Origin of the sequence: Sulfurisoma sediminicola (assembly GCF_003865015.1) — a bacterium.
In the GTDB taxonomy this organism is placed as follows: Bacteria; Pseudomonadota; Gammaproteobacteria; order Burkholderiales; family Rhodocyclaceae; genus Sulfurisoma; species Sulfurisoma sediminicola.
The window spans coordinates 206,750-227,149 of record NZ_BHVV01000003.1; the positions used below are offsets into that span (position 1 = coordinate 206,750).

At 63.6% G+C, this 20,400-nt stretch carries 25 protein-coding genes; 15 read left to right on the forward strand and 10 right to left on the reverse strand.

What is annotated here, in order from left to right; all coding sequences use genetic code 11:
- Positions 1-4: 4 nt before the first annotated feature.
- From EJE94_RS07320 to EJE94_RS07330, 3 genes are read right to left on the reverse strand one after another with little or no spacing between them, the layout of a single operon-like run.
- Entirely contained in the window at positions 5-409 is a 405-nt protein-coding gene (locus tag EJE94_RS07320) for a hypothetical protein (protein ID WP_121242437.1), read from the reverse strand.
- A 10-nt stretch (positions 410-419) separates the two neighbouring features.
- On the reverse strand, positions 420-839 hold the full coding sequence (locus tag EJE94_RS07325) for a DNA polymerase III subunit chi (RefSeq protein ID WP_121242436.1): 420 nt from the start codon (positions 837-839) through the stop codon (positions 420-422).
- Positions 840-844: 5 nt separating this feature from the next.
- Positions 845-2,341, reverse strand: a complete 1,497-nt coding sequence (locus tag EJE94_RS07330) for a leucyl aminopeptidase (protein WP_121242435.1) — start codon at positions 2,339-2,341, stop codon at positions 845-847.
- Positions 2,342-2,398: 57 nt separating this feature from the next.
- Between EJE94_RS07330 and lptF the strand changes: the two genes are divergently transcribed.
- Both lptF and lptG read left to right on the forward strand, forming a co-directional pair.
- Positions 2,399-3,532: an LPS export ABC transporter permease LptF gene (gene lptF, locus EJE94_RS07335; RefSeq protein ID WP_243642552.1), complete on the forward strand. Its 1,134-nt coding sequence runs from the start codon at positions 2,399-2,401 to the stop codon at positions 3,530-3,532.
- The gene (lptG, locus tag EJE94_RS07340; RefSeq protein WP_121242433.1) at positions 3,532-4,617 is read left to right on the forward strand and encodes an LPS export ABC transporter permease LptG; all 1,086 of its coding nucleotides are present in this window, start codon (positions 3,532-3,534) and stop codon (positions 4,615-4,617) included. Before lptF ends, lptG begins: the two co-directional genes overlap by 1 nt.
- A gap of 16 nt (positions 4,618-4,633) precedes the next feature.
- Here the strand turns inward: lptG and EJE94_RS07345 are convergent, their stop codons facing one another.
- From EJE94_RS07345 to EJE94_RS07360, 4 genes are read right to left on the reverse strand one after another with little or no spacing between them, the layout of a single operon-like run.
- Positions 4,634-5,062, reverse strand: a complete 429-nt coding sequence (locus tag EJE94_RS07345) for an RDD family protein (protein WP_121242432.1) — start codon at positions 5,060-5,062, stop codon at positions 4,634-4,636.
- A 9-nt stretch (positions 5,063-5,071) separates the two neighbouring features.
- Positions 5,072-5,668 carry a DUF3106 domain-containing protein gene (locus EJE94_RS14940; RefSeq protein ID WP_121242813.1) on the reverse strand — a complete coding sequence of 199 codons (597 nt, stop codon included), beginning with the start codon at positions 5,666-5,668 and terminating at the stop codon, positions 5,072-5,074.
- The gene (locus tag EJE94_RS07355; protein ID WP_121242431.1) at positions 5,635-6,018 is read right to left on the reverse strand and encodes a DUF3619 family protein; all 384 of its coding nucleotides are present in this window, start codon (positions 6,016-6,018) and stop codon (positions 5,635-5,637) included. The genes EJE94_RS14940 and EJE94_RS07355 overlap by 34 nt, the downstream gene beginning before the upstream one ends.
- A 10-nt stretch (positions 6,019-6,028) precedes the next feature.
- Positions 6,029-6,592 carry an RNA polymerase sigma factor gene (locus EJE94_RS07360; RefSeq protein ID WP_121242430.1) on the reverse strand — a complete coding sequence of 188 codons (564 nt, stop codon included), beginning with the start codon at positions 6,590-6,592 and terminating at the stop codon, positions 6,029-6,031.
- Positions 6,593-6,719: 127 nt separating this feature from the next.
- On the opposite strand from EJE94_RS07360, the gene EJE94_RS07365 reads away from it, so the two are divergent.
- From EJE94_RS07365 to EJE94_RS07390, 6 genes are all read left to right on the forward strand, one after another.
- Entirely contained in the window at positions 6,720-8,429 is a 1,710-nt protein-coding gene (locus EJE94_RS07365; protein WP_121242429.1) for an acetolactate synthase 3 catalytic subunit, read from the forward strand.
- 2 nt (positions 8,430-8,431) lie between these two features.
- Positions 8,432-8,923, forward strand: a complete 492-nt coding sequence (gene ilvN, locus EJE94_RS07370; RefSeq protein WP_121242428.1) for an acetolactate synthase small subunit — start codon at positions 8,432-8,434, stop codon at positions 8,921-8,923.
- Between the two features lie 77 nt (positions 8,924-9,000).
- Positions 9,001-10,017, forward strand: coding sequence for a ketol-acid reductoisomerase (gene ilvC / locus EJE94_RS07375; protein WP_121242427.1), 1,017 nt, complete (start codon positions 9,001-9,003; stop codon positions 10,015-10,017).
- A gap of 1 nt (position 10,018) precedes the next feature.
- A complete protein-coding gene (locus EJE94_RS07380; RefSeq protein ID WP_243642554.1) occupies positions 10,019-10,663 on the forward strand; it encodes a phosphatidylserine decarboxylase in 645 nt (214 codons plus the stop codon).
- A gap of 52 nt (positions 10,664-10,715) precedes the next feature.
- Positions 10,716-11,483, forward strand: coding sequence for a CDP-diacylglycerol--serine O-phosphatidyltransferase (gene pssA, locus EJE94_RS07385; RefSeq protein ID WP_121242425.1), 768 nt, complete (start codon positions 10,716-10,718; stop codon positions 11,481-11,483).
- Between the two features lie 214 nt (positions 11,484-11,697).
- Positions 11,698-13,230 carry a 2-isopropylmalate synthase gene (locus tag EJE94_RS07390; protein ID WP_121242810.1) on the forward strand — a complete coding sequence of 511 codons (1,533 nt, stop codon included), beginning with the start codon at positions 11,698-11,700 and terminating at the stop codon, positions 13,228-13,230.
- Here EJE94_RS07390 and EJE94_RS07395 read toward each other — a convergent pair.
- Complete coding sequence (locus tag EJE94_RS07395) at positions 13,214-13,615, reverse strand: DUF2069 domain-containing protein (RefSeq protein WP_243642555.1); 402 nt, start codon at positions 13,613-13,615, stop codon at positions 13,214-13,216. The genes EJE94_RS07390 and EJE94_RS07395 overlap by 17 nt on opposite strands.
- Before the next feature lie 40 nt (positions 13,616-13,655).
- Between EJE94_RS07395 and EJE94_RS07400 the strand changes: the two genes are divergently transcribed.
- Positions 13,656-14,516 (forward strand): YihY family inner membrane protein, encoded by an 861-nt coding sequence (locus tag EJE94_RS07400; RefSeq protein ID WP_121242424.1) that lies wholly within the window; start codon positions 13,656-13,658, stop codon positions 14,514-14,516.
- On the opposite strand, the gene EJE94_RS07405 is transcribed toward EJE94_RS07400, so the two are convergent.
- Entirely contained in the window at positions 14,485-16,020 is a 1,536-nt protein-coding gene (locus EJE94_RS07405; RefSeq protein WP_121242423.1) for a cyclic-di-GMP receptor FimW-related protein, read from the reverse strand. The two genes, EJE94_RS07400 and EJE94_RS07405, sit on opposite strands and share 32 nt — an antisense overlap.
- A gap of 132 nt (positions 16,021-16,152) precedes the next feature.
- On the opposite strand from EJE94_RS07405, the gene EJE94_RS07410 reads away from it, so the two are divergent.
- The 6 genes from EJE94_RS07410 (at position 16,153) to rplS (ending at position 19,403) form a co-directional block, all read left to right on the forward strand.
- Positions 16,153-16,683, forward strand: a complete 531-nt coding sequence (locus tag EJE94_RS07410; RefSeq protein ID WP_121242422.1) for a thioredoxin family protein — start codon at positions 16,153-16,155, stop codon at positions 16,681-16,683.
- Positions 16,680-17,402 carry an orotidine-5'-phosphate decarboxylase gene (gene pyrF, locus EJE94_RS07415; protein ID WP_121242421.1) on the forward strand — a complete coding sequence of 241 codons (723 nt, stop codon included), beginning with the start codon at positions 16,680-16,682 and terminating at the stop codon, positions 17,400-17,402. The genes EJE94_RS07410 and pyrF overlap by 4 nt, the downstream gene beginning before the upstream one ends.
- An 83-nt stretch (positions 17,403-17,485) precedes the next feature.
- Positions 17,486-17,740, forward strand: coding sequence for a 30S ribosomal protein S16 (gene rpsP / locus EJE94_RS07420; protein WP_121242420.1), 255 nt, complete (start codon positions 17,486-17,488; stop codon positions 17,738-17,740).
- Positions 17,740-18,252, forward strand: coding sequence for a ribosome maturation factor RimM (rimM, locus tag EJE94_RS07425; protein WP_121242419.1), 513 nt, complete (start codon positions 17,740-17,742; stop codon positions 18,250-18,252). Before rpsP ends, rimM begins: the two co-directional genes overlap by 1 nt.
- The gene (gene trmD, locus EJE94_RS07430; RefSeq protein WP_346252872.1) at positions 18,249-19,016 is read left to right on the forward strand and encodes a tRNA (guanosine(37)-N1)-methyltransferase TrmD; all 768 of its coding nucleotides are present in this window, start codon (positions 18,249-18,251) and stop codon (positions 19,014-19,016) included. The genes rimM and trmD overlap by 4 nt, the downstream gene beginning before the upstream one ends.
- Before the next feature lie 18 nt (positions 19,017-19,034).
- Positions 19,035-19,403 carry a 50S ribosomal protein L19 gene (gene rplS, locus EJE94_RS07435; protein ID WP_121242418.1) on the forward strand — a complete coding sequence of 123 codons (369 nt, stop codon included), beginning with the start codon at positions 19,035-19,037 and terminating at the stop codon, positions 19,401-19,403.
- Positions 19,404-19,527: 124 nt separating this feature from the next.
- Here the strand turns inward: rplS and folE2 are convergent, their stop codons facing one another.
- A complete protein-coding gene (gene folE2, locus EJE94_RS07440) occupies positions 19,528-20,319 on the reverse strand; it encodes a GTP cyclohydrolase FolE2 (RefSeq protein WP_121242806.1) in 792 nt (263 codons plus the stop codon).
- Between the last annotated feature and the right edge of the window lie 81 nt (positions 20,320-20,400).

Consider the following 20,400-nt stretch of genomic DNA (forward strand, 5'->3'; position numbering starts at 1 on the left):
GCGCCTAGTCAGCCGGCTTCTCGTTCTCGGCTTCCAGCACTGCCTGTAGCTTGGGCAGCAGCGTCATCCGTGCCTGGGTGTTGATTTGTGCGACCAGTTGGTCGGTGATGCCGTCGAGGATGCGCATGACCAGCTGTGGCAGCTGCTCGTCGAGCCAGGACGCGAGTTCCCGCCGCAACAGTTCGCGCTGCTGTGGCAGCGCGGCGACGAGCCGCTCGCGCAGCAGTTCCTCGATATCGCGAATGGAGGGCGACAGTGCTGGCTCGTCGGCCGAGGCGACGACCTCGGTGAGAACCGGCAGGTCATCCACATCTGCCGACTTCGCCGCTGTGGCTGCCGCATCACCGGCGGGGACGGGGCGGTGGCGGCGCATCAGCGAATCGGCCTTGTCGATGACGTTGTCGCTCATGGTTTCAATGTCAGGCACCGATGTCGCGCGATTCCGGCGCATAGCCGCGTTCGCGATAAAACTTGAAGCGTTCGCGTGCCGATAGACGCACCTCGTCGTCGCCGCTGACCACTTCGACCAGTTCCTCGAAGCGGGCAAAATTGGGCGGCACCTCGTCGCCGAGATTCAACAGCACCTGGTCGTGGGGCAAGGCGCCGATGTCGCAGGTGATGACGATGGGCGATTCCACTGCCAGCGGCGAGTCCGCGCGGGCGTGCGCCACGAAACTCGTCGCGGCCTGCGTCCACAACAGACGGTCGAGACGCTCGGCCGTCTCCTCCCTGGGCGCATAGACCAGCACGGTACGGCGCGTCACCGTCGCCTCGGTCAGCCAGCGTGCCGCTGCCGCAAGCCGATCAGATGCGCCGTGGAGGAAGAGCACCTTGGTCACGCGCGTCAGTCCCCGATGCCGGCACGTGCCATGAGGAAGTGGGCGAGCAGGGGAACCGGCCGGCCAGTCGAGCCTTTCTTCTTGCCGCCACGCCAGGCGGTGCCGGCGATGTCGAGGTGAGCCCAGTCATATTTCTTGGTGAAGCGCGACAGGAAACAGGCAGCGGTGATCGAGCCACCGGGGCGGCCGCCGATATTGGCCATGTCGGCGAAATTGCTGTGCAGCTGCTCCTGATAGTCTTCCCACAGGGGCATCTGCCAGGCGCGGTCGTAGGCTTCCTGCCCGGCGTCGAGCAATTCGCGGGCGAGGCCGTCGTCGTTGGCGAACAAACCGGTGACCACATGGCCGAGCGCGATGACGCAGGCGCCGGTAAGCGTGGCCACATCGACGACGCAGTCGGGCTCGAAGCGCTCGCTGTAGGTCAGCGCGTCGCAGAGGATCAGGCGGCCCTCGGCGTCGGTGTTGAGAATCTCGATGGTCTGACCCGACATCGAGGTGACGACATCCCCGGGCCTGGTGGCCTGGCCGCCAGGCATGTTCTCGGTGGCGGGAACGACGGCGACGACGTTGAGCGGCAGCTTCATCATGGCGGCGGCCTTGATCGCGCCGATTACGCTGGCGGCTCCGGACATGTCGTACTTCATCTCGTCCATCTCGGGTGCGGGTTTGAGCGAAATGCCACCGGTATCGAAGGTGACGCCCTTGCCGACGAGCACAACGGGCTTGTCTTCGGCCTTGCCGCCCTTGTAGCGCAACACGATGAACTTCGGCGGCTGGTGCGAGCCGCGCGCGACCGAGAGCAGGCTGTGCATGCCGAGCTTCTCCATGTCTTCTCGCTCGAGTACCTCGGCCTCAAGGCCGAATTCGCCGGCCATGCTCATTGACTGCTCGGCCAGATAGGTCGGCGTACAGAAGTTGGCGGGCAGGTTGGCGAGATCCTTCATCAGCGCCTGGCCGGCGGCGATGGCATCGCCCTGCAGCAGGGCTGTTTCGGCGGCAGCCAGTTCGGAACGGCGCTCGACGCAGAACGTGACCTTGCGCAGTGGCCGGCGCACGTCGTCCTTCTTCGACTTGAGGCGGTCGAAGCGATAGAGCGTTTCCTGGGCGACGATCACTGCCTGCCGTACGCGCCAGGCGACATCGCGCTTCTTCACCGGCAGTTCGGTCAGAAAGACGGTGCCGTCGAAGCCACCTGTTTCGTTGAGGGTCTTGATCGCAGTGGCGACCGCGCTGCGATATTCCTTCTCGCGGAATTCCTTTTCCTTGCCGAGTCCGACCAGCAGCACCCGATCGGCCTCGGTACCCGGAACGTTGTGCAGCAGCAGCGTCGATCCGGCCTTGCCTTCCATGTCACCGCGTCGGAGTAGATCGGAGAGATGTTGGCGGGCGGCATTGTCGATGAGCTCGGCGGGAATGGAAAGCTTGCGCGGCTCGAACACGCCCACGACGACGCAGGCGCTGCGCTGCTTCTCGGGGCTGCCGCTTTTTATGCTAAATTCCACAGGTCATTTCCTCGCTGGGATGGTCTGAAATCCGGAGAAATCCTAGTTTTCCGGGGCATGAACGCCTCGGGTCAATTATCTCCGGTTTTTTTGTCAAACGTCAAAGCCCGCATGATCTTCCGGCGCGCTGCCCAGCGCGAATTTACCCAGAACGCTGTCGCGGTATTTGTCGCGCTCTTCGCCATTCTGCTCACCACCCAGCTGATTCGCCTCCTCGGCGATGCGGCGGGCGGCAGCGTCGCTCCCGAGGCCGTGGTGGCGCTGATGGGCTTCAATGCCCTCAATTACCTCTCGATCCTGCTGTCGCTGACCTTGTTCATTTCTGTGCTTCTGGCGCTATCACGGGCCTATCGTGACTCGGAAATGGCCGTTTGGCTGTCGAGCGGCGTTTCGCTGGTCGCCTGGGTCGGACCGGTGTTGCGCTTTGCGCTGCCGCTGGTCGCGGTGATCGCGGTGTTTTCTCTGGTTCTGGCGCCGTGGGCGTTGAACAAGAGCGCCGAATACCGAACCCGGATGGATCAACGCGACGATGCCGCGCGGGTTACGCCGGGCGCGTTCAAGGAGTCCGGAACCGCCGAGCGCGTCTTTTTCGTCGAGGGTGGCGCTGGCGCGGATGGGCGGGTCAGGAACATTTTCATCAGCACCGTGCAGCACGGCCGTATCGGCGTCATGGCCGCAGCCGAGGGGTTCAGCGAGACGCATGCCAATGGCGACCGCTTCCTGGTCCTCGGCAAAGGCAGGCGTTACGAGGGCACCCCGGGAACGACCGAGTACCGGGTGATGGAATTCGATCGCTATGCCGTGCGCACGGAGTCGCGCGAGTTGCGCGGCGTCGCCAAGACGCCCAAGCATCTTTCCACTCTCGAGCTGTTGCAGCAACGTCAGCCCGACCATCTGGCCGAACTGTTGTGGCGCGTCGGCATCCCCCTTTCCGCCCTCAATCTGGCGCTGCTCGCGATCCCGCTCTCCTTCGCCAATCCGCGCGGCGGCCGCACCAACAACCTGGTGTTCGCCCTCTTGACCTACCTGATCTACAGCAATCTCCTCAGCGTCAGCCAAGCTTGGGTCATCCAGGGCACGATCAGCTTCGGAGTCGGCGTCTGGGCGATTCATGTGTTCATGTTCTTCGCCTTGCTTCTGCTGTTCTCGCGTCGCGTGATGGTGTTCTCGTGGGGAAGGTTGTGGCGTTGATGCTGTCATTCCGGGTATTCGAACGCTACCTGGCGCGCGAGATCTACGCGGCCACGGCGCTGATCCTGGTCGCCTTCCTCGGCCTGTTCAGCTTCTTCGACGTCCTCCATGAACTGCCCAGCGTCGGCCGCGCCGGCTATACCCTCTGGCATCTTGCCGCCTATGTGGCCCTGACCATGCCGGTGCGGGTGTACGAACTTCTGCCCATAGCGGTGCTGATCGGCACGCTCTACGCGCTGACCCTGCTGGCCCGCCATTCCGAGATCACCGTGCTGAGGGCTTCCGGGCTTTCCACGCGCGGCCTGCTGCGGGCGCTGGTCAAGATCGGGGGCGTGATGGTCGTGATCACCTTCGTCTTCGGCGAGTTCATTGCCCCGCCAGCCGAGCGCCAGGCGCAACAACTGCGTTTGCAGGCGCTGTCGTCAGTAGTCGCGCAGGAGTTTCGCTCCGGTCTTTGGGTCAAAGACGAAAACTCCTTCGTCAACGTGCGCGAGGTCTTGCCCGATGCGACCCTGCGCGGCGTGAGAATCTACGAGTTCGACTCGGCCTTCCAGTTGCGCTCGATCAGCGAGGCCGAAACGGGCCGCTACCTGGCGCCGAAGAGCTGGCAGCTCGGCAACGTGGTCCAGACGCTGTTCGAGGGGGAGCGCGCCCGCGTTGCCCGGGCGCAGGAGCAGCTGTGGCGTTCCTCGCTGACCCCCGATATCCTGACGGTGATGATGGTGATGTTTCCGGAGCGAATGTCCATCGCCAGTCTCTATTCCTACATCCGACACCTCGGCGAGAACCGGCAGAAGGCCGATCGCTACGAGATCGCGCTGTGGAAGAAACTGGTCTATCCGCTGGCCGTGCTGGTAATGATGGTGTTGGCGCTGCCTTTCGCCTACATGCAGGATCGCATGGGTGCGGTCAGCGTCAAGGTGTTTGCCGGCATCATGCTCGGCATCGCGTTTCATTTATTGAACGGCCTGTTCGCCAGCCTGGGCGTCATCAACGGCTGGATTCCGGCAGTTGCAGCGATAACGCCGAGTGCCATGTTCCTGCTGGCCGCCTGGGGTCTGATCTGGTGGGTGGAGCGCCGCTGAGCCGGGCCGGACGGGCTCAGCGTTTGAATTCGATGCGGGTGCCCGCAAGTCGGTCGTGCAGGAACTGGCGTTCGCGATCGAAGAAGGCCCACAACAGGCCAGCACCGAAGAGCAGCAGGCTGGGCCAGGACACGGCATAACGCAGCAGTAGGCGCGACAACGGCGGCTTGCTGCCGTCGGCCATGCGCAACTGCAATTTCCATGTCTGCATCGCCAGCGTCTGGCCACCGTGGTTCCAGTACCAGATGAAATAGATTCCGAATACGGCGAAAACGTGCAGGAGCAGGGCAGGGCCAGGCAATGCGACGCCGAAGGCCAGGCCCAACGCAAGGTGGGGCAGCATGAAAGTCGCCGCCCAGACGCCGAGCAACAGCAGCGATTCGTAGAGCAGGCTGGCGAGTCGTCTACGGATGCCCGGCAACGGAGCGGCGGTCACGGCCTGGATTGTGTCAGGCTACTTCGCGGGCGCCGCAGCGGGGGGCTCCGGCGCCGGTACCGAGGTTGCGGCGGGGTTGGTGGGCGCCCCGGTCGCAGTTGGTGCGGGTGCGGGTGCGGCGCGAGACGGCGCGGTCGCTGGCGCCGGTACCCGCGGTGCCAAGGGTTTGCGGGCCGCGCCCTTGGACACCGGTTTCGCTGCGGCTTCCGCCTTGAGGCGCGTCTTCTCGTCTTCGGGCAGTTCCTTGTACTCCTGCCACTTCTGCTTGAGTGCTTCCTTTTGCTCCGGTGTGGCCTTCTGGACATCCTTGTACTGTTCGCGCACGGCTTTGCGCTCCTCGGGCGAAAGCTTGACCCAGTCCTTCATGCGACGCTGGATGCGCTCCTGTTCCTCCGGTTTCATGGCGGGATAACGTTGGGCGATGCCGACCCACTTCTTGCGGCGCCACGGCTCTAGCTTGTCCCATTCGCCCGCGAGCGGGGCGAGAATCTGCTTCTGTTGCGGCGACAGCTCCACCCAAGTGGGCTGGGACAGCGGGGGAACGACCGCGGAAGCGGGAAGCGGCAGCAGCAGGCAGAGCGTTACTGAGATGAAGGCGAGGAACGCTCTAGCCATGCGCGAAATCCGTGGTCGAGATAAGCGGCCGGGGGAAGGTCGTCCGACAGCAACGCGCTATCGACCTCCTCGTTTTCAGCCGCCTGTTCAAATTGATTCCAGACATAGGTGCCGGTTGCCCCGACGACGAGCGCAAGCACCGCCACAATCGTACGGCTATGGCCGAGCATGGTGTCCGTGAACAAGTGGGCAACCCCCGCCAACTGCATGCCCCGCACCGAAACGTGGTGATGCTCGAGCGCATGGCACCGCGCGGCATACAAACGCCGGGTGATATCGCGGTCGAGGTTCTCTGTCCCGTGGTTGAGGACTTGGCGAAGCTTGTAGCCGAATTCGGTTTCCTGATTCATGATCCGAAGCCTATAACGTGACACCTTTGGTCCTGAGTGCGGCCGCCAATGTATGAACGGCCCGCGAGCAATGCGTTTTCACACTGCCTTCCGAGCACCCCATTGCCGCCGCGGTTTCGGCGATGTCCAACTCCTCCCAATAACGCAGCAGGAAGGCCTCGCGTTGACGCGGCGGCAGCTTTTCTACCTCTTTCTCAATCAGTCCAAGGACTTGCGATTGCTCGAAGAGCCCGTGCGGCGTTTCCTTGGTTTTCGACCCTTCCTCTTGCTGCAAAGTTTCCAACGGGTCGGCATCTTCGTCGTCCGCAGGGGTCAGGGAGGAAAACAGCGTGGTCCAGGTCGAGCGTACCTTGGCCCGCCGGTAGAAGTCGCGGATGGTGTTCTGCAGGATGCGCTGGAACAACATCGGCAGCTCGCCCAAGGGCTTGTCGCTGTATTTGTCGGCCAACTTGATCATGGCGTCCTGAACGATGTCCAAGGCCGCGTCATCGTCGCGGACAGCGTAAACCGCCTGCTTGAAAGCGCGCCGCTCGACTTCGGCGAGAAAATCGGAGAGTTCCGTGCGGGTGGCCAGGGGCTGAAGTCCTCGTGTCGATAAGGGCTTACGCCCGGCTTACGCGCTGCGAACGCCTTGACCTGAGACGGTCGAGCCAGTATGGTTACGCGTTTTCGGGCAGAGCCCTTTGTTTGCGGAAATAACCATGCAGTTGACTGGCGCAGAAATTGTAATCAGGTGCCTCCAGGAAGAAAAGGTCGAATTCGTTTTCGGCTATCCCGGCGGCTCGGTGTTGTATATCTACGACGAGTTGTTCAAGCAGGACCAGTTCAAGCATATTCTGGTTCGCCATGAACAGGCGGCGGTCCACGCGGCCGATGCATACTCGCGCTCCTCGCAGAAGGTGGGCGTATGCATGGTGACCTCGGGTCCCGGCGTGACCAACGCCGTGACCGGCATCGCCACGGCCTACATGGATTCGATCCCGCTGGTCGTCATTACCGGGCAGGTGCCGACGGCCTATATCGGCCAGGATGCCTTCCAGGAGGCCGACACCGTCGGCATCACGCGTCCCTGCGTCAAGCACAATTTTCTCGTCAAGGACGTCAAGGATCTCGCCATTACGCTGAAAAAGGCCTTTTACCTGGCCAAGACCGGTCGCCCGGGGCCGGTGCTGGTGGATATTCCCAAGGACATCACCACCCACAAGTGCGACTTCCATTACCCGAAGTCGATCACGATGCGTTCCTACAATCCGGTGGTGAAGGGGCACTCCGGCCAGATCAAGAAGGCGGTACAGCTTCTGCTCGAGGCCAAGCGGCCGATGATCTACAGCGGCGGCGGCGTGATCCTTTCGGACGCTGCCGACAAGCTGACCAAACTCACCCGCATGCTCGGCTTCCCGATTACCCAGACGCTGATGGGACTCGGTGCCTATCCGGCGACCGACCGCCACTTCCTTGGCATGCTCGGCATGCACGGCACCTACGAGGCCAACATGGCGATGCAGCACTGCGACGTGCTGCTGGCGATCGGCGCGCGCTTCGATGACCGCGTCATTGGCAATACGGCGCATTTCGGCCAGGTGCCGCGCAAGATCATCCACATCGACATCGATCCGTCGTCCATCTCCAAACGGGTGAAGGTGGACGTGCCCATCGTCGGTAACGTGCCCGACGTGCTCGACGAAATCATCAAACTTCTCGAGGCGGCCGACGGCAAGCCCGACGCCAAGGGACTCGCGGCCTGGTGGAAGCAGATCGACGAGTGGCGCGGCAAGAACTCGCTGCAGTACAAGCAGGGCACCGACCTCATCATGCCCCAGTACGTGATCGAGAAGCTCTACGAGGTCACCGGCGGCGACGCTTTCGTCACGTCGGATGTCGGTCAGCACCAGATGTGGGCGGCGCAGTACTACAAGTTCGACAAGCCGCGGCGCTGGATCAACTCCGGTGGCCTCGGCACCATGGGCTTCGGCCTCCCCGCCGCGATGGGCGTGCGCTTCGCCAATCCCAAGGCCACGGTGGCCTGCGTCACCGGCGAAGCCTCGATCCAGATGTGCATCCAGGAACTGTCGACCTGTAAGCAGTATCGCCTGCCGATCAAGATCGTCAACCTCAACAACCGCTACCTCGGCATGGTGCGCCAGTGGCAGCAGATGTTCCACGGCAACCGCTACTCCGAGTCCTACGTCGATGCGTTGCCCGATTTCGTCAAATTGGCGGAGGCTTACGGCCACGTCGGCATTCGCGTCGAGAGGCCGGCGGACGTCGAAGGTGCCCTGAAGGAGGCTTTCGGCAAGCACAAGAATGAACTCGTCTTCCTTGATTTCCTCACCGACCAGACGGCCAACGTGTTCCCGATGATCGCGGCGGGCAAGGGCCTGTCGGAAATGATTCTGGCGGAGGATCTGTAATCATGCGCCACATCATTTCCATCCTCATCGAAAACGAAGCTGGCGCCCTGTCGCGCGTGTCGGGCCTGTTTTCCGCTCGCGGCTACAACATCGAGTCGCTGACCGTGGCGCCTACCGAGGATGCCTCGCTCTCGCGCATGACCATCGTCAGCGTCGGCTCCGACGACGTCATCGAACAGATCACCAAGCAGCTCAACAAGCTGATCGACGTGGTCAAGGTGGTCGACCTGTCCGAGGCGCCGCATATCGAGCGTGAATTGATGCTCGTGAAAGTGCGTGCCACCGGCAAGGACCGCGAGGAGATGAAGCGCGTCGCGGACATCTTCCGCGGCCGCATCATCGACGTCACCGAGTCGTCCTACGTCATCGAACTGACCGGCAACGGTGCCAAGCTCGACGCCTTCCTCGAAGCCATCGACCGCTCGCTGGTGCTCGAGACCGTGCGTACCGGCGTCTGCGGCGTCGGCCGCGGCGACCGCATTCTCAAGGCCTGATTCTTCTTTTCTGCCGCCAGCCCGAAAAGTCGGCGCTGGCGGCACGCCGAATACCAATACCGCTATAGGGGAACACCATGAAAGTCTATTACGACAAGGACGCCGATCTCTCTCTGATCAAGGGCAAGAAGGTCACCATCGTCGGCTACGGCTCGCAGGGCCATGCCCACGCCCAGAACCTCAAGGACTCCGGCGTCAAGGTCACCGTCGGCCTGCGCAAGGACGGCGCCTCATGGTCCAAGGCCCAAAAGGCCGGCCTCAAGGTCGAGGAAGTCGGCAAGGCGGTCAAGGGCGCCGACGTCGTCATGATCCTGCTGCCCGACGAGAGCATCGCGGCGGTTTATTACGGCGAGGTCGAGCCCAACCTCAAGAAGGGCGCGGCGCTGGCTTTCGCCCATGGCTTCAATGTCCACTACAACCAGGTGATGCCGCGCGAGGACGTCGACGTCATCATGATCGCGCCCAAGGGTCCGGGCCACACCGTGCGTTCCGAGTACCTGCGCGGCGGCGGCGTGCCTTCGCTGATCGCCGTTTATCAGGACAAGTCGGGCAAGGCCAAGGATATTGCCTTGTCCTACGCTGCGGCCAACGGCGGCACCAAGGGCGGTGTGATCGAGACCAGTTTCCGCGAAGAAACCGAGACCGACCTCTTCGGCGAACAGGCCGTCCTCTGTGGCGGTCTGGTCGAGTTGATCAAGGCCGGCTACGAGACGCTGACCGACGCCGGCTATGCGCCCGAGATGGCCTATTTCGAGTGCCTGCACGAGGTAAAGCTGATCGTCGATCTCATCTTCCAGGGTGGCATCGCCAACATGAATTACTCGATCTCCAACAACGCGGAGTATGGCGAGTACGTCACCGGCCCGCGCGTCATCGGCCCCGAGGCCCGCGCCGCGATGAAGGAGGCCCTGGCCAACATCCAGAACGGTGAGTATGCCAAGCGTTTCATCCTCGAGGGCCGTACCAACTATCCCGAGATGACCGCCCGCCGGCGCCTGACGGCCGAGCACTCGATCGAGCAGGTCGGCGGCAAATTGCGCGACATGATGCCGTGGATCAATGCCAAGGCGCTGGTCGACAAGTCGAAGAACTGATTTGAGCGACTATCCCCACCCCATCATCGCCGAGGAAGGCTGGCCCTTCCTCGGCGGTGCGGTTGTCGCTGCCGCGCTCGTCCATGTGCTGGCCGGGCTCGCTTGGGCTCTGCCGCTGTGGCTGATCGCACTGTTCGTCCTGCAGTTCTTCCGCGATCCGCCGCGCGAGGTGCCGGGAGACGCGAAGAGCGTACTGTCGCCTGCCGACGGCCGCATCGTCGCGATCGAGCCGGTGCGCGATCCGTGGCTCGAGCGCGATTCATTGAAGATCAGCGTGTTCATGAATGTCTTCAACGTCCATTCGAACCGCAGCCCGGTCGATGGCGAGGTGAAGCAGCGCTGGTACCACCCCGGCAAGTTCATCAACGCGGACTTGGACAAGGCGTCGACCGAGAATGAGCGCAACGCGCTGCACATCCGCGCAACGGCCGGGCACGACATCACCTGCGTCCAGGTCGCCGGCCTGATCGCGCGGCGCATCCTCTGCTATGTCGAGGCGGGCGCGCAGTTGTTGCGCGGCCAGCGCTACGGCTTCATCCGCTTCGGTTCCCGTGTCGACCTCTATCTGCCGACCGATGTCCGCGTCAAAGTGGCCATCGGCGACAAGGTCAGCGCGACCAGCACCGTTCTCGCCGAACTGCCGTAGCGCTGCCGGGGCGGCTACAATAGCCCCGTCGCCAATCCCTGTCACTTCGACCATGCCGGTACCCCGTCCCCGCAAGGCGCTGATGAATCCGGAACTGCGCCGGCGCGGGATTTACATCCTGCCGAATCTGCTGACGACGGCTGCGCTGTTCGCCGGCTTTTTCGCCATCGTCCAGGCCATGAACCAGCGCTTTGAACTGGCGGCGGTGGCCATCTTCGTCGCCATGGTCCTCGATGGGCTCGATGGCCGCGTCGCCCGGCTGACGCGGACGCAGAGCGCCTTCGGGGCCGAGTACGACTCGCTCTCCGACATGGTTTCGTTCGGCGCGGCTCCGGCGCTGGTGATCTACGAGTGGGCGCTGCGCGGCATGGGCAAACTCGGTTGGGCCGCCGCCTTCATCTATTGCGCGGGCGCGGCATTGCGGCTGGCACGGTTCAACACCAACCTCGAGGTCGTCGACAAACGCTATTTCCAGGGGATGCCGAGCCCGGCCGCCGCCGCATTGGTCGCCGGCTTGGTCTGGGTGACGCTTGACGCGGGTTTCACCGGCGAGGAAGTGCGCTGGTATGCCTGCGTGCTGACGATCTTCGCCGGCCTGACCATGGTCAGCAACATCCGCTACTGGTCGGGCAAGGACATCAACCTCAGGAAGAGCGTGCCCTTCGTCATGGTCGCGGCGGTGGCGCTCGGCTTCGCACTGGTCTCAAGTTATCCCCCGGGCGTTCTGTTCGCCCTGTTTCTCGCCTATGCCCTGTCCGGCTACGTCATAGCTATTGTCGATTGGCTCAATAGGCGCAAGAGGCTTGCGCGTCCAGAATAGTCTGATATAGTCGAGCCATGATCGCGATGACGGCCTCTTCCGCTGCCTTCCTGCTCCTCTCGGGCTTCTTGGCCATGCGTGCGCTGCGCGCCAAGGCCTCGCCCCTGCTGCGCCGCGCGCGCTAGCAAACACACCCCCACAATTCGAGCTTTTCGCACCGGGCGGCCCCAGCCCCCGGCAGGCACAACCGTATCCATCCCCTCGGGAGACGATGATGGCAAAAGAACATTTGGTGATTTTCGACACGACCTTGCGCGACGGTGAGCAGAGCCCCGGCGCCTCGATGACCAAGGACGAGAAGGTGCGCATCGCCCGCCAACTCGAGCGCATGCGGGTGGACGTGATCGAGGCCGGCTTTCCGGCGGCATCAGTCGGCGATTTCGAAGCAGTGAAGGCAGTGGCCGAGGCGATCAAGGATTCAACCGTTTGCGGCCTCGCCCGCGCCAACGAGAACGACATTCGCCGTGCCGGCGAGGCGATCAAACCGGCCAACTCGGGTCGCATCCATACCTTCATCGCGACCAGCCCCATCCACATGAAGATGAAGTTGCGCATGGAGCCGGAGCAGGTGCTCGAGCAGGCGGTGAAGGCCGTGCAGTGGGCGCGGCAATACACCGACAACGTCGAATTCTCGCCCGAGGACGGCGGCCGCTCGGACGTCGATTTCCTCTGCCGCGTGCTCGAGGCGGTTATCAACGCCGGTGCCCGCACGCTCAACATTCCCGACACCGTCGGCTACAACCTGCCCTCGGTATGGGGCGGCCTGTTCAAGACCTTGCGCGAGCGTGTGCCGAATTCCGACAAGGCGATCTGGTCCACCCACTGCCACAACGATCTGGGCATGGCGGTGGCCAATTCGCTCGCTGCCGTGCAGAACGGCGCGCGCCAGGTTGAATGCACCATCAATGGCCTCGGCGAGCGCGCGGGCAACGCGGCGATGGAGGAAATCGTCATGGCCGTGCGCACGCGCAGCGATCTCTTCGGCTGCGACACGCGCATCGACACGACGCAGATCGTGCCGGCTTCGAAGCTGGTGTCGCAGATCACCGGTTATGCCGTGCAGCCGAACAAGGCCGTGGTCGGCGCCAACGCCTTCGCCCACGAGTCGGGTATCCATCAGGACGGCGTGCTCAAGCACCGCGAAACCTACGAGATCATGCGCGCCGAGGACGTGGGCTGGACCACCAACAGACTGACCCTCGGCAAGCTCTCCGGCCGTAACGCCTTCCGCACGCGGCTGCAGGAACTCGGCATCGATATGCCCAGTGAAGACGCGCTCAACGCCGCCTTCGCCCGTTTCAAGGAACTTGCTGACAAGAAGCGCGAGATTTTCGACGAGGACATTTTCGCGCTGGTCAGCGACGACGGCATGCCGCCGGAGCATATCCGTCTCGTCTCGTCGATGTTCCATTCCGAAACCGGCGAGGCACCGCAGGCCAAACTCGTCCTGTCGGTCGGCGGCGAGGAACGGCCGAGCGCATCGTCCGGCAGCGGCCCGGTCGATGCCACCTTCAAGGCCATCGAGAACGTCATCCCCAGTGGGGCCGAACTGCTACTCTATTCGGTCAATGCCATCACCACGGGTACGGATGCGCAGGGCGAGGTGACGGTGCGGCTGTCGAAGGACGGGCGCATCGTGAACGGGCAGGGGGCGGACACCGACATCGTGGTGGCTTCGGCCAAAGCCTACATCAATGCGCTGAACAAGCTGCACGCCGGGGGCGAGAAGCTCAATCCGCAGCTGTAGATCGTGCCGAAGGTCGAGTGATCCTGGCGAAATAGACGCTGGCGACGAAGAAGATCGTCGCCAGCGCTGATTCGAGTCCCGCCATCACGCGCATCATGCCGGCGTCGGTCGTCGCGCGCACCAAGCCCTCCGCAAGGTAGGCGAGGATGAGCAGCGAAGCCCACTGGTGGGTGTAGCGCCGGCCATGCAGGATGCCGAACAGCGGCGCCAGCAACGGCAGCGTTTTGAGGACCAGCCATGATCCACCGGGCTTGAGCGGGGCGAGGCGCAATTCCCAGGCGAGGCACAGCGCGGTCAGCGCGATTAGACTGATTGTCGCGAACAGGTTGGCGACCTTGGCCCGGGACGAAAAGTCGGCGCTGGTGCTACGGTGCTCGGAGGTCACGTGTCCATCCTTCGTCCTTCTATAGAATGCCGTCGATTATATGCGCCTGATTCTTGCTCCCTTCCGCCTCGTCGCCAACGTCGCGCGCCGCTTTCATTCGGAACGCTGCGCACAGACGGCAGCCGCCCTCTCGTTCGCGACGTTGCTCGGGCTGGTTCCGATGTTCGCAGTCGGCGCGGTCGTCATATCCAACCTGCCGTTTGGCAGCGGACTCGGCGCCGCACTGGAGAAATTTCTGCTGACCAACCTGCTGCCGGACAAGGCCGGCGCGGTGGTGGCCAAGTACGTCAGCCAGTTCGCGCATCGTGCCGAACGCGTCACCCTGATCGGCGGGCTGTTCCTCGCCGTCACGGCGCTGATCCAGATGCTCACCATCGAGCATGCCTTCAATGCCATATGGAAGATCAAGACGGCGCGCCACTTTTTCCGGCGTCTGGCGATGCACCTCGTGGCGCTGCTGGTGGGACCGCTGGTGTTCGGCGGCAGCCTCGTCGCCATCACCTATATCGCCAGCGTGTCGTTCGGACTGGTGGATGAGCCGAACTGGCTCAACACCTTCGTCTTCAAGTTCCTGCCCTTCATATTCATGACGGCACTGTTCGCGCTGGTATATTGGGCCGTCCCCAATCGCCCGATCCGCCCGGCGCATGCGATCACCGGCGGCCTCCTCGCCGCTGCCGCCTTCACCTTGATGCAGCGCCTCTTCAGCCTCTATGTGGCGAAGCTGCCGACCTACACGGTCGTCTACGGGGCCTTCGCCGCGATGCCGGTGTTCCTGATCTGGCTTTCCGCATCGTGGGGCATCATTCTGGTGGGGGCACTGGTGACGGCCGAATTGCCGCGTGTCTTCGCCGGGCCGGATAAGCGGGCTAGAGACCCGCAGGCGAAAAATCGCGGGTGAATTCGAAGAGTTCGACGCTCGCCGTCTGCAACAGCAATGTACCCGGTGTGCAGTCGGTGAGTTGAATCCGCTCGGCGTTCTCGCTGACTAGGGTAAAGGTGCCGCTCCGGTGAATCCCGGGGGTGGCGAGCAGGGCTTCGCCGCGCTGCGTAGCGGCCAGCGGCGGCAGGCGGAAAGCCTCGATCGTGACGTCCTCGGCCGCCATGCCATCACGGCTGCCGTGGCGGACCAGGCGCACAGCTTCGGCAGCCGGGGCAACCAGTTCCAACCCGAGTTCGAGGTGTTCGGGGTTGTCGCTGCGGGCCCAGCGTACGAGGTAGAGGCCCCAGGGTTGATCCGCCGTCGGTTGTACCGCCAGCGCGGAGCCGGCAGTGATGCCGTGGATATCGCCGGAAACATGCATGATCGCCAGTCCGCCAGGACTCTCGTTGAGCATCATCCAGTTGGTGGCCGTGACTCCGAGCACGTTGGCGACGGGTGGGGCCGCGCCGCGCTGGTAGCGCCAGAGGGCCGGCAGGTCGGTGCAGACCTGGACGCGACTGGTACTGCCGCGGCGGGTCGTGTGTCGCTTCGGTGGCAGTATCCAGCGGCTGGCGGCGCGATGCAGCGCCTGACGCAATGCCGGGTCTGCGGCGCGCTCGTCCACGCCGAGCGCTTGCGGGGCCTCCCCGGCCTCGAGAAGTTCCACGTGTTCGAGCGCCGAGCGGCCAAGTTCATGGCAGGAGAAGCAGACGTTGCGCGCGGCTTCCGGCGGGGAGCGGCGAACGACGGCGCAGGGCGCATAGTCGCGCTCCTCGTTCACCCAGTACCAGGTCTTCTTCGAGCCCGTCGTCGGCAGGGCATCGGCCAGTTCCACCTGGCTGGCATGCTCGCGCAGATAGGTCAGAAGAAAATTGATCTCGGCCGGTGTGAAGCTCTCGGGTTGTGCCGCCGCCAGCGCCAGCATGGTCTGGAACTGTCGCAGCACGGTATTCGCACCTTCCGGCAACGTGCTGTCGTGCGGTACCGCCGCCATCGTCCAGTGATAGACGGCCTGGGCATGCCGCCACATGTCGGGCGGTGCCGCCGCGGAGACCAGCAGCGCCACTTCCATCTGCTGGAGGAGATTGCCGAGTGCCAGCGCGCACAGCGATGTCGGATTGCGGTGCAGGGTTTGCAGGCGCTTGCCATCGGCCTCGTGCATGACCTTGCGGTATGCGGCCGCGATGCGGCCATGGACATCGAGCAATCCCTGCGCGATGGTGCGCAGGCGGCGATCGACCGGCAATGCAGCGTCACGCAGCAACGGCTTGAGCGCAGTATTGACGGCGTTGACGCGCGGCTGGAAGAGCTCGAGGATGAGCAGCAGCTGCAGCGGCGCGACACCCATGTCGTCAACGGCTGCAAGATGACCGCGCAGTGGCACCAGGTCGCGCAGCGGATCCTCTGCCGATGGCTGTGCCAGCCAGGCGAGGGCGCTGTCAAGTGCAGGCGATGAAACCGTCGGGTCGATCGTTTGGGACATCGAGCAATTGCTAGCGTTCAACTGCTGACAGGGAGTCCGGGGGCGGACACCCGCCGCGGGAAGCGCATTCGATTCTAGTAGAATTCGAGGCCTCAAACATCAGGAAATTTCATGCGGGAGGCCCCGCAAGTGATGATTCGACGCTTCGTTCTGCTCGCACTCCTGGCGATGCTCTCTTGGACGTTTGCTGCGGCGGCGGACGACGCGGGCGGGTTCTTCGATCCCTCGCTCGGCGACTTCAAGGGCGAGCTGGCGGCGGCAGCGAAAGGCGGCAAGCTTGGCGTGCTGTTGATGTTCGAGGCCGAGGGATGCCCATATTGCCGCAGGATGAAGGAACAGGTTCTGAACCGAGCCGACGTCCAGAACTATTTCCGCCGGCACTTTGCGATATTTTCCGTCGATGTCGTCGGCAGCGTCGTCGTGACCGACTTCGCCGGCCGCAGTGTCACCGAAAAGGAATTCGCCCGGGCGCAGCGGGTGCGTGGCACGCCGACCTTCGTCTTCGTCGGCGTCGACGACAGGGAAATGGCACGCTACGTCGGTGCCACCCGCGATGTGAGGGAATTCATGGAACTCGGCCGCTTCGTGGCCGAGGGCCACTGGCGCAAGAAGGACTTCACGCAGTTCTACCGCAACACCCAATCCGAAGGCAGAAAACCGTGAACGAATTTTTATCGGACAAACCCATTCCTCCGCGCGACCGATTGATCGTTGCGCTCGACGTGACGGATGCCGCTGCGGCCCGCAACCTGGTCGGCCAGCTCGGCGACGCCGCCACTTTTTACAAGATCGGTCTCGAACTGTTCATGGCCGGTGGCTATTTCGAACTGCTCGAGTGGCTGACGGCGCAGGGCAAGCAGGTATTCGTCGACCTCAAGTTCTTCGATGTGCCGGAGACCGTGCGTTCCGCCGTGCGCGCACTGGCCGGCAGCGGCGCGACCTTCGCCACCGTCCACGGCAACCAGGCGATCATGGAGGCAGCTGTGCGCGACAAGGGCGCGCTCAAGATCCTGGCCGTGACCGTTCTGACCAGCCTCGATCGTGGCGACCTCGACGACCTCGGTTTCGCCTGCGACGTCGACAAGCTGGTCCTGTCGCGCGCGCGCCGCGCCTTGCAGACCGGGGTGGACGGCATCGTGTCCTCCGGCCTTGAGGCGCCGATGATCCGGCGCGAGCTCGGGCAGAAGCTGCTGGTGGTCACGCCCGGGATACGTCCGGTCGAGAACAAGCCGGCGGACGACCAGAAGCGCACTGTCGACGTGGCCCAGGCCTTCCGCAACGGCGCCGATTACATCGTGATCGGTCGCCCCATCCGCCAGGCGCAGGACCCACGTGCGGCCGCCGAGGCGGTGCAGGCGACCATCTCAGGCGTCTTCGGCTGACAGAGCCCATCGTCGAAGCGATTGTTTTCCTGCGGAAAACCGTTATAATCGCCAGCTTTTTCCGAATTCTTGGGGAACGACACATGGTCGTCATTCGACTTGCCCGCAGCGGCGCCAAAAAGCGTCCTTTCTACAACATGGTGGTGACCGACTCGCGTAACCGCCGCGACGGCCGCTTCGTCGAGCGCATCGGTTTCTACAATCCGGTGGCTGCCGAAAACGAGAAGGGCCTCGTGGTCGATGCCGAGCGTCTGGCTTACTGGCAGGGCGTTGGCGCCCAGCTGTCGCCGACCGCCGCTCGTTTGGTCAAGCAGATCGCCGCCAAACCGGCCGTTTGATGGTCGTCCTGGGGCGAGTGATCGCCCCGTTTGGCGTGCAGGGCTGGCTCAAGCTGGTCGCGCTGGGGGACGATCCCGCCGCATGGCGAACGATGCCGGCCTGGTGGCTCGGCAAGGACCCCGACGGCACGGAGTGGCGCCGTTATGAGCTTGAGGTCCTCAAGCCACATGGCAAGGGCCTGGTCGCCAAGCTCAAGGGCGTCGACGATCGCACCGCGGCCGAGGCGCTTGATGGCAGCTATTTCGCGGTACCGCGCGAGATGTTGCCGAAGCCGCAGAAGGACGAGTATTACTGGGCCGATCTGATCGGCCTTGACGTGGTAAACGCGCGGGGTGTGAGGCTCGGCCAGGTGGCCGAGCTGATCGAAACCGGCGCCAACGAGGTGCTGGTGGTGCGCGAAGGCGAGGGCAGTGAGATACGCGAGCGTCTGCTGCCGTTCGTCGCGCAGGTGGTAAATGAGGTGGATGTGCCCAATCGGGTCATCCGCGTCGATTGGGAAGCTGACTGGTGACGCTGCGTTTTGACGCGATCACGCTGTTTCCCGAGATGTTCGCCGCGCTGACGCAGTCAGGCATCACGCGGCGCGCGCAGGAACGTGGGCTCTGGCGGCTGGAATGCTGGAATCCGCGCGACTGCACGGAAGATAACCACCGCACGGTCGACGACCGGCCGTACGGCGGAGGCCCGGGCATGGTGATGCTGCCGGGGCCGCTGGAGAAGACGATCGCTGCGGCGAAGCTTGCGCGCGGCGACGACGCGAGGGTGGTTTACCTCTCGCCGCAGGGTGCGCAGCTCACGCATGAGCGGGTGCGCCAAATTGCGGCGACGCCGGGGGCGATCCTGCTCTGCGGGCGTTACGAGGGGGTCGACGAGCGTTTGATCGAGCGCTGTGTCGATGAGGAAGTTTCGATCGGCGATTTCGTCCTTTCGGGCGGCGAAATCGCGGCGATGGCGTTGATCGATGCCTGCGTGCGGCAATTGCCGGGCGCATTGAACGACGACGCCTCGGCGGTCGAGGATTCGTTCGTGGCCGGGCTGCTGGATTGCCCGCACTACACGCGGCCCGAGGTGTATGAAGGAATAGCGGTGCCGGAGGTTTTGCTCTCCGGCCACCACGAGAACATCCGCCGCTGGCGACTGAAAATGTCGCTGGTGCGGACCCGGGAGCGCCGCCCGGACTTGTTGGCGCAACGCATCAACAGCGGACAGCTGAGTGCGGAGGAAAAGCATCTCCTCGGCGAGATCGAAGCCGAAGAGCTCTGCGGTCGTAACTAGATAAAAGGAAAAAACGACATGGACCTGATTCAGCAGATCGAAAAAGAGGAAATCGAACGCCTCGGCAAGAGCCTTCCCGAGTTCGCCCCCGGAGACACGGTGATCGTCAACGTCAATGTGGTGGAAGGCGAGCGCAAGCGCGTCCAGGCCTTCGAGGGTGTGGTCATCGCCAAGCGCAACCGCGGCCTCAACTCCAGCTTCATCGTGCGCAAGATCTCGTCGGGCGAGGGCGTCGAGCGCACCTTCCAGACCTACTCGCCGTTGATCGCCGGCATCGAAGTCAAGCGCCGCGGTGACGTCCGCCGCGCCAAGCTCTACTACCTGCGCAGCCGCTCGGGCAAGTCGGCGCGCATCAAGGAAAAGCTCTCGGCCAAGTCGGCTTCCTGACCCGACGCTGCGTGAGCAGAGCGGGGCTGCCGGGAAACCGGCAGCCCCGTATTTTTTCAGCGTTCGAACTCGCGGTGCCGGGGTGGGACCGCAGAGCGAAGGCGGACTTCGAGCCTGGCGGCGCTCAGGCGCCGATCGTCTTGTCGCGTTCGATCACAGCGTAGGCCGAGTGGTTGTGGATGGATTCGAAGTTCTCCGCCTCTAGCATGTAGGCGTCGATGCGCGGCTCGGCGTTGAGCACGCCGGCAACGTCGCGCACCATGTCCTCGACGAATTTCGGGTTGTCGTAGGCGCGCTCGGTGACGTATTTCTCGTCCGGCCGCTTGAGCAAGCCATAGACCTCGCAGGAGGCCTGTCCCTCGACCATCTGCACCAACTCCTCGATCCAGAGGAAGCTGTTGGTGGTGGCGGTGACGGTGATGTGCGAGCGCTGGTTGTGGGCGCCGTAGTCGGAGATCTTCTTCGAGCAGGGGCAGAGGCTGGTCGCCGGCACCTGCACCTTCATGGTCTGCCGGTAGACGCCGCCGTCGCGGATCTCGCCGATGAAGGTGACCTCGTAGTCCATCAGGCTCTTGACCTTGGAAACCGGCGCTTCCTTGTTGATGAAATAGGGAAAGCTCATCTCGATGATGCCGGTCTCGGCCTCGAGCTTCTTGACCATCTCGCGCAGCATCGCCTCGAAGCTCTCGACCGAGATTTCCTTCTCGCGGCTGTTGAGTATCTCGACGAAGCGCGACATGTGGGTGCCCTTGAAGTTGTGGGGCAGGCCGACGTACATGTTGAAGTTGGCGATGGTGTGCTGCACGCCGCCGCTCTTGTCGAGCACCTTGACCGGGTGGCGGATGGACTTGATGCCGACCTTGTTGATCGGCAACTGGCGGGAATCGGCGCTGCTCTGGACGTCTGGAATGATCATGGTGTCTCTGGCGTTCACGGGTTGTGCTCCTGGGGTTGGGGGTGCGTGGCGATCATTGCCGTCACGTCGTCAGCCCAGATA

Coding starts and splice junctions, on each gene's coding strand:
- EJE94_RS07320 (WP_121242437.1), bottom strand. CDS start 409: ATGAGCGACAACGTCATCGACAAGGCCGATTCGCTGATGCGCCGCCAC.
- EJE94_RS07355 (WP_121242431.1), bottom strand. CDS start 6,018: ATGAATCAGGAAACCGAATTCGGCTACAAGCTTCGCCAAGTCCTCAAC.
- EJE94_RS07410 (WP_121242422.1), top strand. CDS start 16,153: ATGATTCGACGCTTCGTTCTGCTCGCACTCCTGGCGATGCTCTCTTGG.
- rpsP (WP_121242420.1), top strand. CDS start 17,486: ATGGTCGTCATTCGACTTGCCCGCAGCGGCGCCAAAAAGCGTCCTTTC.
- ilvC (WP_121242427.1), top strand. CDS start 9,001: ATGAAAGTCTATTACGACAAGGACGCCGATCTCTCTCTGATCAAGGGC.
- EJE94_RS07365 (WP_121242429.1), top strand. CDS start 6,720: ATGCAGTTGACTGGCGCAGAAATTGTAATCAGGTGCCTCCAGGAAGAA.
- EJE94_RS07390 (WP_121242810.1), top strand. CDS start 11,698: ATGGCAAAAGAACATTTGGTGATTTTCGACACGACCTTGCGCGACGGT.
- EJE94_RS07405 (WP_121242423.1), bottom strand. CDS start 16,020: ATGTCCCAAACGATCGACCCGACGGTTTCATCGCCTGCACTTGACAGC.
- EJE94_RS14940 (WP_121242813.1), bottom strand. CDS start 5,668: ATGGCTAGAGCGTTCCTCGCCTTCATCTCAGTAACGCTCTGCCTGCTG.
- lptF (WP_243642552.1), top strand. CDS start 2,399: ATGAACGCCTCGGGTCAATTATCTCCGGTTTTTTTGTCAAACGTCAAA.
- lptG (WP_121242433.1), top strand. CDS start 3,532: ATGCTGTCATTCCGGGTATTCGAACGCTACCTGGCGCGCGAGATCTAC.
- ilvN (WP_121242428.1), top strand. CDS start 8,432: ATGCGCCACATCATTTCCATCCTCATCGAAAACGAAGCTGGCGCCCTG.
- rimM (WP_121242419.1), top strand. CDS start 17,740: ATGGTCGTCCTGGGGCGAGTGATCGCCCCGTTTGGCGTGCAGGGCTGG.
- EJE94_RS07400 (WP_121242424.1), top strand. CDS start 13,656: ATGCGCCTGATTCTTGCTCCCTTCCGCCTCGTCGCCAACGTCGCGCGC.
- rplS (WP_121242418.1), top strand. CDS start 19,035: ATGGACCTGATTCAGCAGATCGAAAAAGAGGAAATCGAACGCCTCGGC.
- pssA (WP_121242425.1), top strand. CDS start 10,716: ATGCCGGTACCCCGTCCCCGCAAGGCGCTGATGAATCCGGAACTGCGC.
- folE2 (WP_121242806.1), bottom strand. CDS start 20,319: ATGATCATTCCAGACGTCCAGAGCAGCGCCGATTCCCGCCAGTTGCCG.